General features: G+C 67.5%; 11 protein-coding genes. 4 read left to right on the plus strand and 7 right to left on the minus strand.

From position 1 onward, the window contains the following. Positions 1–22: 22 nt before the first annotated feature. The gene (ppsA, locus tag VUN84_01145) at positions 23–2,413 is read left to right on the plus strand and encodes a phosphoenolpyruvate synthase (GenBank protein XAS64325.1); all 2,391 of its coding nucleotides are present in this window, start codon (positions 23–25) and stop codon (positions 2,411–2,413) included. On the opposite strand, the gene VUN84_01150 is transcribed toward ppsA, so the two are convergent. Continuing rightward, entirely contained in the window at positions 2,361–4,343 is a 1,983-nt protein-coding gene (locus tag VUN84_01150; GenBank protein XAS64326.1) for a heavy metal translocating P-type ATPase, read from the minus strand. The genes ppsA and VUN84_01150 overlap by 53 nt on opposite strands. A 270-nt stretch (positions 4,344–4,613) precedes the next feature. Here VUN84_01150 and VUN84_01155 point away from each other — a divergent pair, with 270 nt between their 5' ends. The 3 genes from VUN84_01155 (at position 4,614) to VUN84_01165 (ending at position 9,989) form a co-directional block, all read left to right on the plus strand. Continuing rightward, positions 4,614–5,729, plus strand: a complete 1,116-nt coding sequence (locus tag VUN84_01155) for an SDR family oxidoreductase (GenBank protein XAS64327.1) — start codon at positions 4,614–4,616, stop codon at positions 5,727–5,729. A gap of 32 nt (positions 5,730–5,761) precedes the next feature. After that, entirely contained in the window at positions 5,762–6,730 is a 969-nt protein-coding gene (locus VUN84_01160; GenBank protein ID XAS64328.1) for a polysaccharide deacetylase family protein, read from the plus strand. 85 nt (positions 6,731–6,815) lie between these two features. Continuing rightward, positions 6,816–9,989, plus strand: a complete 3,174-nt coding sequence (locus VUN84_01165; GenBank protein ID XAS64329.1) for an HAD family hydrolase — start codon at positions 6,816–6,818, stop codon at positions 9,987–9,989. Positions 9,990–10,010: 21 nt separating this feature from the next. On the opposite strand, the gene VUN84_01170 is transcribed toward VUN84_01165, so the two are convergent. The 6 genes from VUN84_01170 to VUN84_01195 all read right to left on the minus strand — a co-directional run bounded on the left by VUN84_01170 (position 10,011) and on the right by VUN84_01195 (position 15,283). Beyond that, positions 10,011–11,018, minus strand: coding sequence for a zinc-dependent alcohol dehydrogenase family protein (locus VUN84_01170; protein ID XAS64330.1), 1,008 nt, complete (start codon positions 11,016–11,018; stop codon positions 10,011–10,013). Positions 11,019–11,080: 62 nt separating this feature from the next. Then, positions 11,081–11,959 carry a universal stress protein gene (locus VUN84_01175; GenBank protein XAS64331.1) on the minus strand — a complete coding sequence of 293 codons (879 nt, stop codon included), beginning with the start codon at positions 11,957–11,959 and terminating at the stop codon, positions 11,081–11,083. Between the two features lie 73 nt (positions 11,960–12,032). Then, complete coding sequence (locus VUN84_01180; GenBank protein XAS64332.1) at positions 12,033–13,175, minus strand: YihY/virulence factor BrkB family protein; 1,143 nt, start codon at positions 13,173–13,175, stop codon at positions 12,033–12,035. Between the two features lie 208 nt (positions 13,176–13,383). Beyond that, complete coding sequence (locus VUN84_01185) at positions 13,384–13,971, minus strand: DUF3618 domain-containing protein (protein ID XAS64333.1); 588 nt, start codon at positions 13,969–13,971, stop codon at positions 13,384–13,386. A gap of 20 nt (positions 13,972–13,991) precedes the next feature. Then, positions 13,992–14,405: a phage holin family protein gene (locus tag VUN84_01190; protein XAS64334.1), complete on the minus strand. Its 414-nt coding sequence runs from the start codon at positions 14,403–14,405 to the stop codon at positions 13,992–13,994. Continuing rightward, the gene (locus VUN84_01195) at positions 14,402–15,283 is read right to left on the minus strand and encodes a hypothetical protein (protein ID XAS64335.1); all 882 of its coding nucleotides are present in this window, start codon (positions 15,281–15,283) and stop codon (positions 14,402–14,404) included. Before VUN84_01195 ends, VUN84_01190 begins: the two co-directional genes overlap by 4 nt. Positions 15,284–15,285 lie beyond the last annotated feature (2 nt).

A 15,285-nucleotide genomic window follows, 5' to 3' on the forward strand; every position in this document is an offset into this window, starting at 1 on the left:
CCTGCCATCACACGATGGGTCCATGGCTGAATCCCCGGTGCTGTGGTTTGAAGAAATTGGTATGGACGATGTCCCTCAGGTGGGCGGCAAGAACGCCTCCCTCGGCGAACTCATCCAGTCGCTCAAAACCAAGGGTGTGCGCGTTCCGGACGGGTTCGCCACCACCGCTGATGCTTACCGAAGGTTCATCGACGCCAACGGGATCGAACCAGCGATGCGCGCCCGGATCCTGGCCTACCGCGACGGCGAAGCCTCCCTGCGGGCCACGGGGGAAGCCATCCGGGAACTGTTCCTGGACAGTGCGTTTCCCGAGGACATCGCTGAATCCATCCGCTCGCACTACCGGGATCTGGGCACGCGCGCCGGACTGGACCGGCTCTCCGTTGCGGTCCGCAGCAGCGCCACCGCCGAGGACCTGCCGGACGCAAGCTTCGCCGGGCAGCAGGAAACGTTCCTCAACATTGCCGGCGAACGGGAACTCCTGGACGCCTGCCGGCGGTGTTACGCCTCGCTGTTCACCGACCGGGCCATCAGCTACCGCGAGGTCAAAGGCTTTGACCACCTCGACGTTGCGCTCTCGATCGGCGTGCAGCGCATGGTGCGCTCCGACGTCGGCGCCTCCGGCGTGATGTTCTCCATCGACACGGATTCAGGCTTCCCGCGCGTGGCCGTAGTCAGCGCAGCCTGGGGGCTCGGCGAAACCGTGGTCCAGGGCACCATCAACCCGGACAAATACGTGGTGTTCAAACCTCTCCTGGCGGAGGCGGGGTTCGCTCCCATCATCGAAAAGACCCTCGGTTCCAAAGACCGGAAAATGGTCTACAGCCTGGGCGGCCACGCACGCACCAAAATGGTGGACACCTCGGACGCGGAACGCCGCGCATTCGTCCTGTCCGACGCCGAGATCCTCGCCCTGGCCCGCTGGGCCGTGACCGTTGAGGAACACTACGCCCGGCCCATGGACATGGAGTGGGCCCGGGACGGCGTTTCCGGCGAGCTGTTCATGGTCCAAGCGCGGCCGGAGACCGTCCAGTCGCAAAAGACCGGCTCCCGGTTCACCCTCCATCATCTCCTCGAAACGGGGACGGTACTGGCGCGTGGAGCCGCGATCGGCGACTCCATCGCCCAAGGTACGGCGTGCGTGATCCGGAGCGCCGCGGACATCGAAAAATTCCGCGACGGCGCCATCCTGGTCACCGAAATGACGGACCCCGACTGGGTACCGATCATGAAACGGGCGGCCGGCATCGTGACGGACCGCGGCGGACCGACGAGCCACGCCGCGATCGTGAGCCGCGAACTCGGCGTGCCCGCCGTCGTGGGCACCGGCAACGCAACCACCGTCCTGGCCGAAGACGTGCCCGTGACCATCTCCTGCGCCGAGGGCGACGAAGGCCGGGTGTACGCGGGCAGCCTCGCCTACAAAACCGAGGACGTGGACTTGGGGGAACTGCCGGAGACGCGCACCAAAGTCATGGTCAACATCGCCAGCCCCGCGGCCGCGTTCCAATGGTGGCGGCTGCCGGCCGACGGCGTCGGGCTGGCCCGGATGGAGTTCATCATCAGTGCCTTGATCCGGGTCCACCCGATGGCACTGGTTCATCCCGGGAAGGTCACCGACCCGCAGGAAGCGGCGCAAATCCGTGCCCTGACCAGCGGCTTCGAGGACCCGAAGGACTACTTCGTGGACGCGCTCGCCCTCGGCATCGCCAAGATCGCCGCGCCGCACCATCCTCGGCCCGTAATCGTCCGGCTCAGTGACTTCAAAACCAACGAGTACGCGCATCTGATCGGCGGTTCCGCCTTCGAAGAACCGGAGGAAAACCCCATGCTCGGCTTCCGCGGCGCGTCCCGCTACTACGACGAGCGGTACCGCGAGGGATTCGCGCTGGAGTGCGCGGCCCTCAAGCGCGTCCGGGAAAAGATCGGGTTTGGGAACATCATCGTGATGGTTCCGTTCTGCCGCACTCCCAAGGAGGCGGACAAAGTGCTGGCCGTCATGGCAGCAAACGGCCTGGTCCGGGGCCAGAACGGTCTGCAAATCTACATGATGTGTGAGATTCCCTCCAACGTGGTCCTCGCCGAAAAGTTTGCCACCCGCTTCGACGGCTTCTCGATCGGCTCCAACGACCTCACCCAGCTGGTCCTGGGCGTGGACCGGGATTCGGCGCAGCTGGCGGCGCTGTTCGACGAACGCGACGAGGCTGTCGAAGTGATGATCAGCGAAGCGATCTCCAAAGCCCACGCCGCCGGGATCAAGATCGGCATCTGCGGCCAGGGCCCCAGCAACCATCCGGAGTTCGCCGCGTTCCTGGTCAGCGAGGGCATCGATTCGATCTCCCTGAACCCGGACAGCTACCTCAGGACCGTTCCGCGGATCGCGGAAGCCGAGAAACTGGCGGCTTCCCCGTAGATCCGCCTGGTTCCTGCCCCGGTGCCGTGGGGGCGGAGCTGTACGTGCCGGCGCTGTTCCTGCCGGCGCTGAGCGCCCGCAGCGCATTGAGGATCGTGGCCAGGTCCACCAGCTCCTGGGACAGGGCGCCGGCGATGGCGGGGACGTAACCCGCCGCGGCCGCAACCATCAGCGCCACGCTCAGCGCGATGCCGATCCAGATGCTTTGCAGAGCAACCTTGATGGTGCGCTGGCCGATCCGCACGGCGGCAGCCACTTTGGACAAGTCATCGAGGATGATGACGACGTCGGCCGACTCGCCCGCCGCCGTCGAGCCGCGCGCGCCCATCGCAATGCCGACGTCGGCGACGGCCAGGACGGGGGCGTCGTTAACGCCGTCGCCGACCATCAGGACGGGACGGAGCGGCAGCGAACGGACAGCTTCGACCTTGTCAGCCGGCATGCACTCGGCACGGACATCGGTCAGCCCGGCTTCGGCCGCGATGTGCTCTGCAGTGGCAAGCGCGTCGCCCGTCAGCATGACCGTCTCGGTGACGCCAAGGTCCTGGAGTTCGGCCAAGGTGCGGCGGGTCTCCCTGCGGATGGGGTCGCTCATCACCAGGGCGCCGGCGAATTCCCCGGCCACGCCGACGTAGATGGCGAGTTCGCCGCTGGCAAGCTCCATCTCCACCACGCCGGGGGCTGATTCCGCCACGAAGTTGGGCTTGCCGACCACCACGTCGCGGCCATCGAAGCGCGCCCGGACGCCGTGGGTGGCGAACTCGGTGGCTTCCGTCGCAGCCTCGAAGACCAGCCCGCGGCTCCGCGCGGCGTCCATGACGGACGCGGCGAGCACATGGGAGGAATACTGCTCAGCTGAGGCTGCCAGCCCCAGCACACCGTCCTCGGTGAAGGACCCCGCCGTGCGGACGGCCACCAGGGCCGGGCGGCCATAGGTCAGGGTGCCGGTCTTGTCGAAGGCGGCGGTCTTGATCCGGCTCAGTTGCTCCAGGACGCCGGCATACTTGACGATGATGCCACCCCGCGCGGCGCGGCTCATGCCGCCCAGGAATGCCACCGGGGCGGCAATCAGCAGCGGGCACGGTGTGGCCACCACCAGCACTTCGGCGAACCGCGCCGGGCTGCCGCTGACGATCCAGCCGATCGCACCGAGGAGGTAGGCGAGGGCGGTGAACGGCACGGCATACCGGTCCGCGAGCCGCACCATGGGTGCCTTGCTGTCCGCCGCCTCCTTGACCAGGGCAACGATACGGCTGTACTGCGAATCCTCCATCCGGGCTGTGACCTGCATCCGGACTGCGGCTTCGCCGTTGAGGGAGCCGCTCATGAGCCCGTCGCCGGCCACCCGTTCCACCGGAAGGCTCTCGCCGGTGAGGGAGGACTCATCGAAGCTGCCCGCATTCGACAGCAGGATCCCGTCCAGCGGCACCACTTCACCGGGCCTGACCAACAGGATGTCACCAATCTGGACGTCAGTGGCGGCAACATCCTCGTGCTGGCCACCAGTGTGGTTGTCGCCGTCGGCGGTATCGGCTGGACTGGTTCCGGCTGCGGCGGTTCCGTTGCGCTCCCGGTGCGCCGTCTGTGGGACGCGCTCCAGCAGGGAAGTCAGTTCCTTCTTGGCGCGGCCGGCGGCGTAGTCCTCGAGGGCCGTGCCCCCGGCCAGCATCAGGACGATGATCATGGAGGCAATGAACTCGCCCACCAGAACAGTACTGACGATAGCGGTCACGGCCAGGATGTCGATGCCCCACTGGCCGCCCATCAGCCGGCGAACCATGCCCACCGCCAGATAGGCCGCCACAGCAAGGGCATAGATGCTGGCCGTTATCTGCGCAATCAGCGGCTGCCCGGACAGGAGCAGCAGGAGTACCGCGAGCAGGGCACCGACAGTGCCGGCAACAAGCGGATACCGGAGCAAAGTTTTCACGGGTGTCCTGCCTCAGTATTCGCGTTGGAATTAGGCGTCATCCTCTTTGCATCCTACTGCCCACCCCTCCGGCGAGGCGCTGTGCAGACCTAGATTACGCAGCGCCTGATTAGGCAGTGCCTAGATTACGCAGCGCCGGGAGCCGTCATCTGCCAAGGCATGAAAGGCTGGAGCGGGGCAAAGCCGTGACCACCCAACCGGCCCAGGGCGGACCAGGCCCCGCGCACCGGGAGCGCTCCGCGCAGCCGGACAGTACCAGGAGGAAATGCCATGAAAAGCAGTGCAGAGAACGTCGAGACCAGAACTGCCCTGGTGGTGGGAGCCAGCGGAATTGCCGGATCCGCCCTGGTTGAGAAGTTGGCGGACGCGGGTTGGGACGTGCTTGCGCTGTCCCGCAGCGGCGTCCGGCGCAGCGACGTCCGCCATGTGGGTGCCGACCTCAATTCCGTCGAGAGCCTGCGTTCAGCCCTGGCGGGCGAGCGGCCGAGCCACGTGTTCTACACCGCGTGGTCACGGATGAACACGGAACAGGAAAACATCGACACCAACGCGGCTATGCTGCGGAACCTGCTCGTCAGCCTCAGCGGCCATCCGGTGCGACACGTCGCCCTCATGACCGGGCTCAAGCACTACCTCGGCCCGTTCGAAGCCTATGCGGCAGGGGAGATGCCCGATACCCCTTTCCGGGAAAGCGAACCGAGGCTGCCGACGCCCAACTTCTATTACGCCCAGGAAGACGAGTTGTGGGCTGCCGCCGAGAAGCAGGGCTTCGGCTGGTCCGTGCACCGTGCACACACGGTGATCGGACATGCCGTTGGCAACGCCATGAATATGGGCCTCACACTCGCCGTCCAGGCATCCATTTGCCGGGAACTCGGTCAGCCGTTTATCTTCCCCGGCTCCGAGACGCAGTGGAACCGCCTGACGGACATGACCGACAGCGGGCTGCTGGCCGAACACATGATCTGGGCGGCCACCGCCGACGGAGTGGCCGGCCAGGCCTACAACATCGTCAACGGCGACGTTTTCCGCTGGCGGCGCATGTGGCCCGCGCTGGCCGCCTATTTTGGGGTGGAAGCCGTGGGATACGAAGGCCGGCCGCGCCCACTGGAACAGCAGATGCTCGGCAAGGAGGGCCTCTGGGCAGACCTCGCCGCCCGCCACGGGCTGACCGAACCCGATCTGGCGCGGGTGGCCTCCTGGTGGCACACGGACGGCGACCTTGGGCGGAACCTCGAAGTGGTCACGGACATGAGCAAGAGCCGCCTCGCGGGCTTCACCGGATACCGGCGGACGGAAGACGCCTTCCTGCGGTTGTTCGACCGTTTTCAGGCCGACCGCCTGATTCCGGCCGCACCCCAGGCCCCGCGGGCCCTTCAGCCCTAGCCTGGCGGCGGCGGGTGGTGCCACAGTGAAGCATGCGGTCCCTCTTCTCAAGCCGGCGCCGATGGCTGGCGGCCGCGATTGCCGTCCTGCTGCTGGCCGCCGCCGTGGTGCTGGCCGTCGTGCTGACGGCGGTGCCGCCGTCGGCCGTTCCTGCACCGTCACCATCATCTTCGGCCCCGTCCGGCGCGACGGCCAGCGCGACTCCCAGCCCGTCCGAGAGTCCGACGCCGGGTTCCACGCCATCGGACAGTACCGTCCCCAGCCCCAGCGCCACGGTTCCTGCCGTGCCGGCTCCCGTGCCCACTGTCCCGGCGCCTCAACCCCCGGCGCCTCAACCCCCGGCGCCTCAACCCCCGGCGCCGTTCCCCGCCGCGCTCGCCGGCCGTGACCTCGAGGTAATCCCGGGGGCAGGTCCGGTGGTGGCGCTGACGTTCGACGCCGGAGCCAATTCGGCGGGGTTGCCGAGCATCCTCCAAACCCTGGCGGCCGCTGGTGTCCGCGGCACGTTTTTCCTCACCGGCAACTGGGCCGTCGCCAACCCGGCAGGAGCGGCGGCCATCATGGCTGGCGGCCATCGGGTGGGGAACCACTCGATGACCCACCCGGGCTTCACCGGACTCTCCGACGCCGCCATCGGAGACCAACTGGCCCGGGCGCAGCAGGCCATTCAAGCCGGCGGAGTGGATCCTCGGCCCTTATTCCGCTTTCCCCTCGGCGACCGTGACGCCCGGACCATCGCCACGGTCAATGCCAACGGTTACCTGCCCGTCCGCTGGACCGTGGACACCCTCGGCTGGAAGGGCAGCAGTGGCGGGATCACGGCGCAAATCGTGGCAGACCGTGCGCTCGCCCGGCTCCAGCCAGGGGAGATCGTGCTGATGCATATCGGCTCCAACCCCGACGACGGGACCACCCTTGATGCCGATGCCCTGCCGGGGATGATCCAACGGATCCGCCAGGCCGGTTACGGCTTCACCACCCTCAACGCGCTGCTGCGCTGATGGCCGGCAGGGAAGTCCGGGACTAACCAGACATTGCGGTGGGCGGACACTGTCGCGGTGGCCGGATGCCTGATACGACTAAGGCATGACGGAGTCGCCCACCCTTGCCGCAGCCCTGGCACCTGTGGATGCCGTGATCTTTGACCTTGACGGCGTGGTCACGGACACGGTGGAGCTTCGCGCCGCGGCCTGGCAGCAGGTCTTCGACGAAGCCCTCCAGGACCCGAGGCTTCCCGCCGGGACCCGCCGGGAACCGTTCAGCACGGACGATTACCGGAACCTGGTTGCGGGCCGGACCTGGGAGGATGCGGTCACCACCTTTCTCGGCTCCCGCGGCGGAGCCATTCCCGTGGGCTCACCGGCGGACGGCTCCGGGGACTGGACCGCGTTCGGCCTCGCGGCCCGCCACAACGACGCGTTCGAAAAACTCCTGAGCAACAACCCGGTCCGGGCTTTTCCCGGCACCGCTGACCTCCTCGGCCGGCTGAAAGCAGGCGGGATACCGGTGGTTCTTGCCACTTCGGCCCGTAATGCCGGCGCACTGCTGTCCGCCGCGGGACTCGGGGACGCTTTCGACCACATCATCGACGGGCAGACGGCCCTGGACCGCAACGTCGCCGGAAAACCGGCCCCCGCCCTGCCGCTGGAAGCGGTGCGCCGGCTGGAGATCCCGCCGGCCCGGGCGATGGTCATCGAGGAATCGGTAACCGGCGTGCAGGCGGGCCGGCGAGGCGGCTTCGGGCTGGTCGTCGGAATTGACCGGGCCGGCCGCAGGGACCAGCTGGAAGGCGCGGGTGCCAGCATCATCGTCGAGGACGTCAGCCAGCTGGACATCGGGCTCGTCCTCACCCACCCGTGGCTGCTGGTCTATGAGGGCTTCGACCCGGCGCACGAGGGACACCGCGAGGCCCTCACCACCCTCGGCAACGGGTACCTCGCCACCCGCGGCGCCGCCCCCGAGCACCGCGCCGGGGCGGTGCATTACCCCGGCAGCTATCTCGCCGGGGTCTACAACAGCCTGCGCAGCGAGGTGGCCGGCCAGGAAACTGTCGACGAGCACATGGTCAACATCCCTGACTGGCTGCCCTTGGACCTCCGGATCGGTGATGGTGCGTGGTGGTCCGAGGGCGGGCTCACCTTGCGCAGCGAGCGGCGCACCCTCGACCTCAAATGCGCAGTGCTCACCCGCGAAGCGCTGCTGGAGGACGCCGTCGGCCGGCAACTCCGGCTGGTGCAGCGCCGCCTCGTGTCCATGGCCACGCCAAACCTCGCCGCACTGGAAACGGTCATCACAGCTGTCGGCTGGGAGGGCGGCGTCAGCGTCCGCAGCGGCTGCGACACTGACGTCACCAACTCCAATGTCCCCGAGGACGCGGCGCTGTCCAACCGGCACTTGGGATCCGTCAGGGTGGCCGCAGCCGGGCCCGGCCCCGGGACCGCCACCCTCACCGTGGAAGCCAGGACTGTAACCAGCGGAATCGGGATTGCCCTGGCGCTCCGGACCGACGTTTCCGGTGGCACCGGACCGGCCGGGGCCGCGGTCTCCGAAGAGCTGGGCGGGCTGCACACGCACCGCTTCGAGCTTTCCGTCGCTGCCGGGGAGCCGGTGACGATTCTTAAGACGGTGGCCGTGGCATCCTCCCGCGACCACGCCATCGCCGCGCCGCTGACCGCAGCCAGGGATATTCTTGCCCGCGCGCCGGAGGGTTTTGCCGCGATGCAGTCCGAGCACGAGGCCGCCTGGGCGGTCCTGCTCGCCCCCTTCGTCATCGAGCTCGACGACGGCTCGCAGGCGCAACTCATCCTGAACCTGCACGTATTTCATCTGCTGCAGACGCTCACCACGCACACCGCAGAATTGGATGCGGGCGTACCGGCCCGCGGATTGCACGGCGAGGGATACCGGGGACACGTTTTCTGGGACGAACTCTTCGTTCTCCCGCTGCTGAACTCCAGGCTGCCTTCCGTCGCGCGGGAGCTGGTCGACTACCGGTGGCGGCGGCTCGGCGCGGCGCGCGCGGCGGCCCGGGCCGTGGGCCTGAAAGGGGCGATGTTCCCATGGCAAAGCGGCAGCGACGGCACCGAACAGACGCCCGGGCTGCTGTTCAACAGTCGGTCCGGGCACTGGATGCAGGACCATTCCCGGCTCCAGCGGCATGTTGGACTGGCTGTCGCCTACAACGCGTGGCAGTACTTCGAGGCCACCCAGGACCGCGGGTGGTTGACCGAGCACGGTGCCGAAATCATTGTCGACGTCGCCCGGTTCTTCGCGTCGATGGCGGAGCTGGACCAGGCCGATGACCGTTTCCACCTCCGCGGCGTCATGGGCCCGGACGAGTACCACACCGGTGACCCGGGCGACCCTGGCGGCGGCCTGGACGACAACGCGTACACCAACGTGATGGCGGCCTGGGTGTTCGATCAGGCCGTGTGGATCATGCATTCCGTCCGGGGGTTCGACATGGACGAACTGCGTGTCCGGCTGCTGGTCACGGTCGATGAGATCAAGGTCTGGGAACACCTCAGCCGCCGCATGTACGTTCCCTTCCACGACGATGGCGTCATCAGCCAGTTCGAAGGTTACAGTGCGCTGCGGGAGCTTGACTGGAAGCACTACCGCCGCACCTACGGGCTTATCGAACGGCTGGATCTGATCTTGGAGGCGGAAGGGGACAGCACCAACCACTACCGGCTCGCCAAACAGGCTGACGTCCTGATGCTGCTGTACGTTTTGGGCGAGGACCAACTCATCGAATTCCTGGCCCGGATGGGCTACGCCGTCACGCCCGCCCAGATGGCCGCCACGGTGGATTTCTATCTGGCCAGGACAGCGCACGGCTCAACGCTCAGCCGGGTGGCGCACGCGTCGGTTCTGGCGCAGCGGGATCCCGAGCGGGCGTGGGCGGTGTTTCGTGAAGCCCTGGACGCGGATCTGGACGACACCCAGGGCGGAACCACCAGTGCCGGCATCCATTTGGGCGCCATGGCCGGGACAATCGACGTGGTCCAGCGCAGCTTTGCCGGGTTGCGGATTACCCGCGATGCCCTCGACTTCGCGCCACGGTTGCCCGTCGAACTCAGCCGCGTGCATTTCCAGGTCCGCTACCGGGATCAGATGCTCGCCGTCCATCTGGAACGCGACCGTCTGTCGGTATCGGCCGCGCCCGGCGACGCCGCCCCCGTCCTGGTGCGCGTTGGAACCAAGCGGGTGCTGCTCCGGGCCGGCGAAGACCACGTATTCCTGCGGGAGAACACCTGACTCCGGTGTGCCAAGCTGCAGCTACAGCGCCTCCATCCGGAGAACGGCTGCGCCGGTCACCCGGTCCTCTGCCAAGTCCACCAGGGCCTGGTCTGCGGCGGCGAACGGATAGGACACCGTGGTGGGATGCAACGGGATCTCCGCCGCGATGCGGAAAAACTCTTCGCCATCGGCCCGGGTGTTGGCGGTGACACTGCGCAGCTGGCGTTCCTGGAACAGCTCCGTAGCGTAGTTCAGCGGCGGGATCTCACTCAAGTGAATGCCGGCCACCGCCAGGATGCCGCCCCGGTCCAGGGCGCGCAAGGCGACGGGGACCAGGCCGCCGGCCGGAGCGAAGAGGATTGCCGAGTCCAGCGGGTCCGGCGGTGATTCCTCGGCGCCTCCGGCGAAAGTCGCTCCCAGCTCAAGGGCCAGGCGGCGTGCTTCCTCTGACCGGGTCATCACGTAGACGCGCGCACCCTGGAAAAGGGCCATCTGCGCCGCCAGGTGCGCGGAGCCGCCGAAGCCGTAGATGCCCAGCCGGCCGCCGATGGGCAGCCCGGCACGGCAGAGCGCCCGGTAGCCGATGATCCCCGCGCATAGCAGGGGTGCGGCTTCCTCGTCCGAGAAGCGGGTGGGGAGCCGGTAGGCGAAGGCCTCGGCCACGGTGACGAGTTCGGCATAGCCGCCGTCGCGGTCCCAGCCGGTGAACACGGGGGAGAGACAAAGGTTCTCCTCTCCCCGCAGGCAAAAGCGGCAGAGTCCGCAGGTCCCGCCGAGCCAGGCTACGCCGACCCGGTCGCCCGGGGAGAACCGCGTGGCGCGGTCCCCGCAGCGGAGAACTTCGCCCACGACTTCGTGGCCGGGAATCACTCCGGGGCGCCGCGGAGCGAGGTCGCCCTCCGCCAGGTGCAGGTCTGTGCGGCAGACTCCGCAGACCCGGACCCGAAGCAGTACCTCCGTGGGGCCGGGGAGGGGATCGGGACACTCGGCCGCCACCAGGGGGCCGCCTCTGATCGGCCCCGGCTGTTCTACCCGCCAGGCTCGCACGGGCGTCCTCCTCTGCTAGAACCTCCAGCTCCCCTCTGAAGGCGGTGTCGGGTGGAGCGCGGTCAGCGCGTAATCAGGACGTTGCAGCGCGCTTTGTTGAGGACGGCTGTGACCGTATTTCCTGGTCCGTCCTCTCGATGGTGGGTTCCGATCACCAGAACCTCCGCGTCGGCGGCGGCCGCCAGCAACTCCTTGGATGCCGAGTGGCCCGCCCGCAGGATGCCGGAGACCGGCAGCTCCGGCGCCAGGGCTTGAACCTCCTCCAGTGCGTGGTCCAGCAGTTCCTGTCCGTGCAATGGCGCATGCCGACCGTGCCTTGCCCGGGACGTCCCGCGGGTCTGATCAATGTGGATGAGCCGCAAAGGTCTTCCCAGCACTCCGGCGAGCCGGGCGGCACCGGCCAGTGCGGCCGGGGTCCGGGAAGTCCCGTCGATGCCGACGACCACCGGTGCCCCGGCGTCGCCGGAATTCCGCGGGCGGCGGATGACCATCAACGGGCACGGGGACGAGCCAGCCAGATCGAGGCAGACCGAACCCGCGAGCTGCCCTAGTACGCCGCCGATCCCACGGCTGCTGACCACCAGGAGACGGGCATCCCGGGCGGCTTCCCGCAGGACGGGAGCCGGAAGTCCTGCTTCCAGGACGCTCTCGACGCCGGGACCGCCCGAACCGCGGGCACTTGAATAGGAACGGCGGGCCAGGTCCACACCGTCCGCGAGGATTGCCTCGGCCGAGTGCCGCAGGCCGCTGCCCTCGACGCCTTTGACGGGGCCCAGGTTTTTGGTGAACACAGGCCACACCCAGGCGTGGACCACGCGGAGCCGGTACTGCGCGGCCACCGCGTACTCAGCGGCCCACTGGACGGCCTCGTGGGCTGCCTCAGACCCGTCGTATCCCACGGCGACCGTGGTGGGCGCGTGCCCTGCGGCGGGTGCCGTCATGCGTCCTCCCCGTCAGCCGTGTCCGCCCCGGGCGGTTGCTTCGCCCCAGTAGAACTCCATCGGCCGGGAACGGCTAGGGGCTTTGGTCCCGCGGGGTGGAACGGTCCGCCGCGTTCGCTGCGTCTGTGGTGGTGTGGTGTTCGCGGAGTTCGCGGCCTTGGGTGATGTCTTGTTCTTCTTTTTCCTGGAGTTTGTCGCTTTTTTTGGTGTCGCGGGGTGGGAGTTGGATGGTTTCTTCGGCTTTGATGCCGGCTTGGAGTTGGCGGCCGCGTTCGGTTTCGGCGTCGAATTCGGCGCCGAAGAGCAGTGACATGTTCAGGATCCAGAGCCAGAGCAGGGAGATGATGACTCCGCCGATCGCGCCGTAGGTCTGGTTGTAGCTGCTGAAGTTCCCGACGTAGAACCCGAAGGCCAGGGACGCGAGGAGGAAAATGCCGAGCGCGATCAGGGATCCCAGGCTCATCCAGCGGAACTTGGGTTGTTTAACGTTCGGGGTGGCGTAGTACAGGACCGCGATCGCGATGACGATCAGGGCGATCATGACCGGCCACTTCAGGATGTTCCAGCCCGTGAGGAACGCGGTGCCCAGCCCGATGGTGTTCCCGACCGATTCCGCGACGGGCCCGGTCAGGACCAGCATCGCGGCGAGGACCAGGACGATGAGCAGGTTCACCAGCGTCACGGCCAGGATCGTGCCGCGGAGTTTCACAAAGCCCCGGCCCTCATCGATTTCATAGACCCGGTTCATGGCCCGGGAGAACGCCCCGACATACCCGGACGCGGACCAGAGCGCGGTCAGCAGGCCCAGGACCAGGGTGAACCCGGCGGCCTGAGAGGAACTGAGTTGTTCGATCGGGCCCCGGAGCGCGGTGACCGTCTCACCGGGAGCGAAGCCCTGAACGATGTCCAGCAGCGCGGAGGTGGTCTTCGCGGAATCCCCCACGATGCCCAGCAGCGATACCAGGGCCAGCAGGGCCGGGAAAATTGAGAGGACCGCGTAGTACGTCAGGGCCGCGGCGAGGTCCGGGCACTGGTCCTTGGTGAACTCCCGCAGCGTTTTTCGCGCAATGAATTTCCACGAGGGTTTGGAGAGCTCCGCGGGGCTCTCCACTTTCCGGGAGTCCTCCGGTGCCGGGGCCTGCCGGGCCTTGGCGGTGCTGCTCTCCGGGGTTTCAGCGTCAGCGCCGGGCGCTGCGGGGGCGGGATTCTTAGCCATCGACAAAGTCCTTCTCTCAAAAATTCACGAACACCCCCCCGGGTGGTGTCAGGGGCCCGGCCCGGTCAGGGCCGGTCTTAAGTGCCGCCGGCCGGCTGCCCGGCGCGTCAGCGCAGGAGAACCGGCCGGAAACAACCAACGACAACACCCGGAACGCCTCAGCCGGAGCAACGAGTGACACAGGCACACCAGGTGGTGCCGGGGCGGGTCAGGGCTGGCGGACGGTGTCCTTGGCCTGGGCCGTGCGGTCCTTGACGTCCGCGACCGCGTCCTGGCCCTCGGCCTTGACGTTCCCGGCCGCGTCGGCCGCGGTGGCCTTAACGTTCTCCATCGCTTCCTGGGCCGGTTCCTTCAAGCCCTCCGCGACGTGCTTCGCGGCGTCGGTCAGTTCCGTCGTCAACGGCCCGGCCGCGGTCTTCAACGCATCAGCGGCTTCGCGTTCCTTCTCGCTCGCCGGGATCAGCGAGGACACCAACAACCCGGCGCCGAACGCGATCAGGCCCGCCGCCAACGGATTGCCCCGGGCCCTGGTCTTCAGCTGCGCGGGCGCGTCCCCGAGAGCGGACCCGGCCGTGCCCGACGCGGACCCGGCCGTGCCGGGTCCGTCCTCTGCTGCTCCCATGACTTTCTCCTTCACACCAAAAACCGCGTCCTTGACGCCTTCTTTGACCTTGTCCGTTTGCCGGGCAACGATATGGGACGGGGTGACCTTATCGGCCACAGCGTCCACGTTCGTGCCCAACCGGGCACGGGTAGCTTCAATATCTGCACGGATAGCATCCGGGTTTTCACTCATCGTGGAATTCCTCACAGGTCTTAGATAGTGGGTTTAAGCGTGGGCGGAATAGCCTGCAACGTCTCCGCGGTCTGGGGCAAACCCTTAACCGCGTTCAGCTCCTTGCGGCCCTTCGCAGCCAAAACCGCCGCGACAACACCCCACAGAACAGCAACAACAACACCGGACCAACCCAGGCCCATCAAATTCCCCAACGCCCACCAGAGCGCCAAGGACAAAAACAACAACACAAAATGACCCGCCACACCCGCACCGGCCAACATCCCGCCGCCCTTACCCGCACGGGAAACGGACTGCTTCAACTCAACCTTCGCGAGCTCAACTTCCTGCCGCATCAACATCGACATATCCCGGGTCACATCACCCAACAAATCACCCAACGACGACGACTCAGCCTTCGCCTGCGCCGGCGTCAACGGCAGTTCGCTGCTCATCGACGGCCGCCGTCAAAGGGATCGTTGCGGAGCGGATCCGTAAGCGGGTCGGTCACGACGGGCTCGGTGCCCCAGGCGCCCTGTCCGCTGCGTCCGGCCAACGGTTCGGTCTCGAGGGCGCTGGGCGGATAGGTGTCGGCGAAGCCCGCCGTCGTGGTTGCCGGGGCCGGCATCTGGACCGGCGGCGGCGGAACGGCCATGCCGGTGTCCTGAATCCTGATGCCTGTGCCTGTGCCTGTGCCTGTGCCTGTGCCTGTGCTGGCGTTGGCCGTGTCCGGCGCACCAGCGCTGAGGCTGCGGCTGAGCCGGCCAGCGAGAACACCGGCTCCGGCTGCGATCATCAAAAAGGTGCCGGGACGCTGACGGGCAAATGACTTGACCTCGGTCAGCAACGATCCGGGATCGCGGCCCTCGAGCCAGACGGCGACGGCGGACGACCGCTCGGCGACCTGGCGCACGAGGTCTGCGGCGACCCCGGGCTGCTCGGATGCGTCGGCCATGGTGTTCAGTTCCGTGGATACAGAGCGCAGGCCCTCGGCGACCTTCTGCTGCTGCGTGCCGGCCTGATCCGTCAGGTCCGACTTCGCCTGGTTCAGGAGATCCTTGGCGTTGGTCTTCACCTCGGTCGCGACGTTGGCGGCTTCGGTCTTTGCCGTCGAGGCCACTGACTGGGCTGAATCGGTGGCCTGGCGCTTGACGTCGGCAGCCTCGTCCTTGACGGCGTCAGTCCTGGACGTCCCGTCGGTGGTTGAGGTAGCTTCCGCGGTGTAGCCGCCGTTAGCTGCCGGCGGGAACGTGGTCTCCGCCCGAAGGGGATTCTGCTGCGTGGCGGTGGGGTTGCCGAAGCTACCGTCCTGGGGCCATTGGTTCTCTGTCATCT

This window comes from Micrococcaceae bacterium Sec5.8 (assembly GCA_039636775.1).
Lineage (GTDB): Bacteria > Actinomycetota > Actinomycetes > Actinomycetales > Micrococcaceae > Arthrobacter.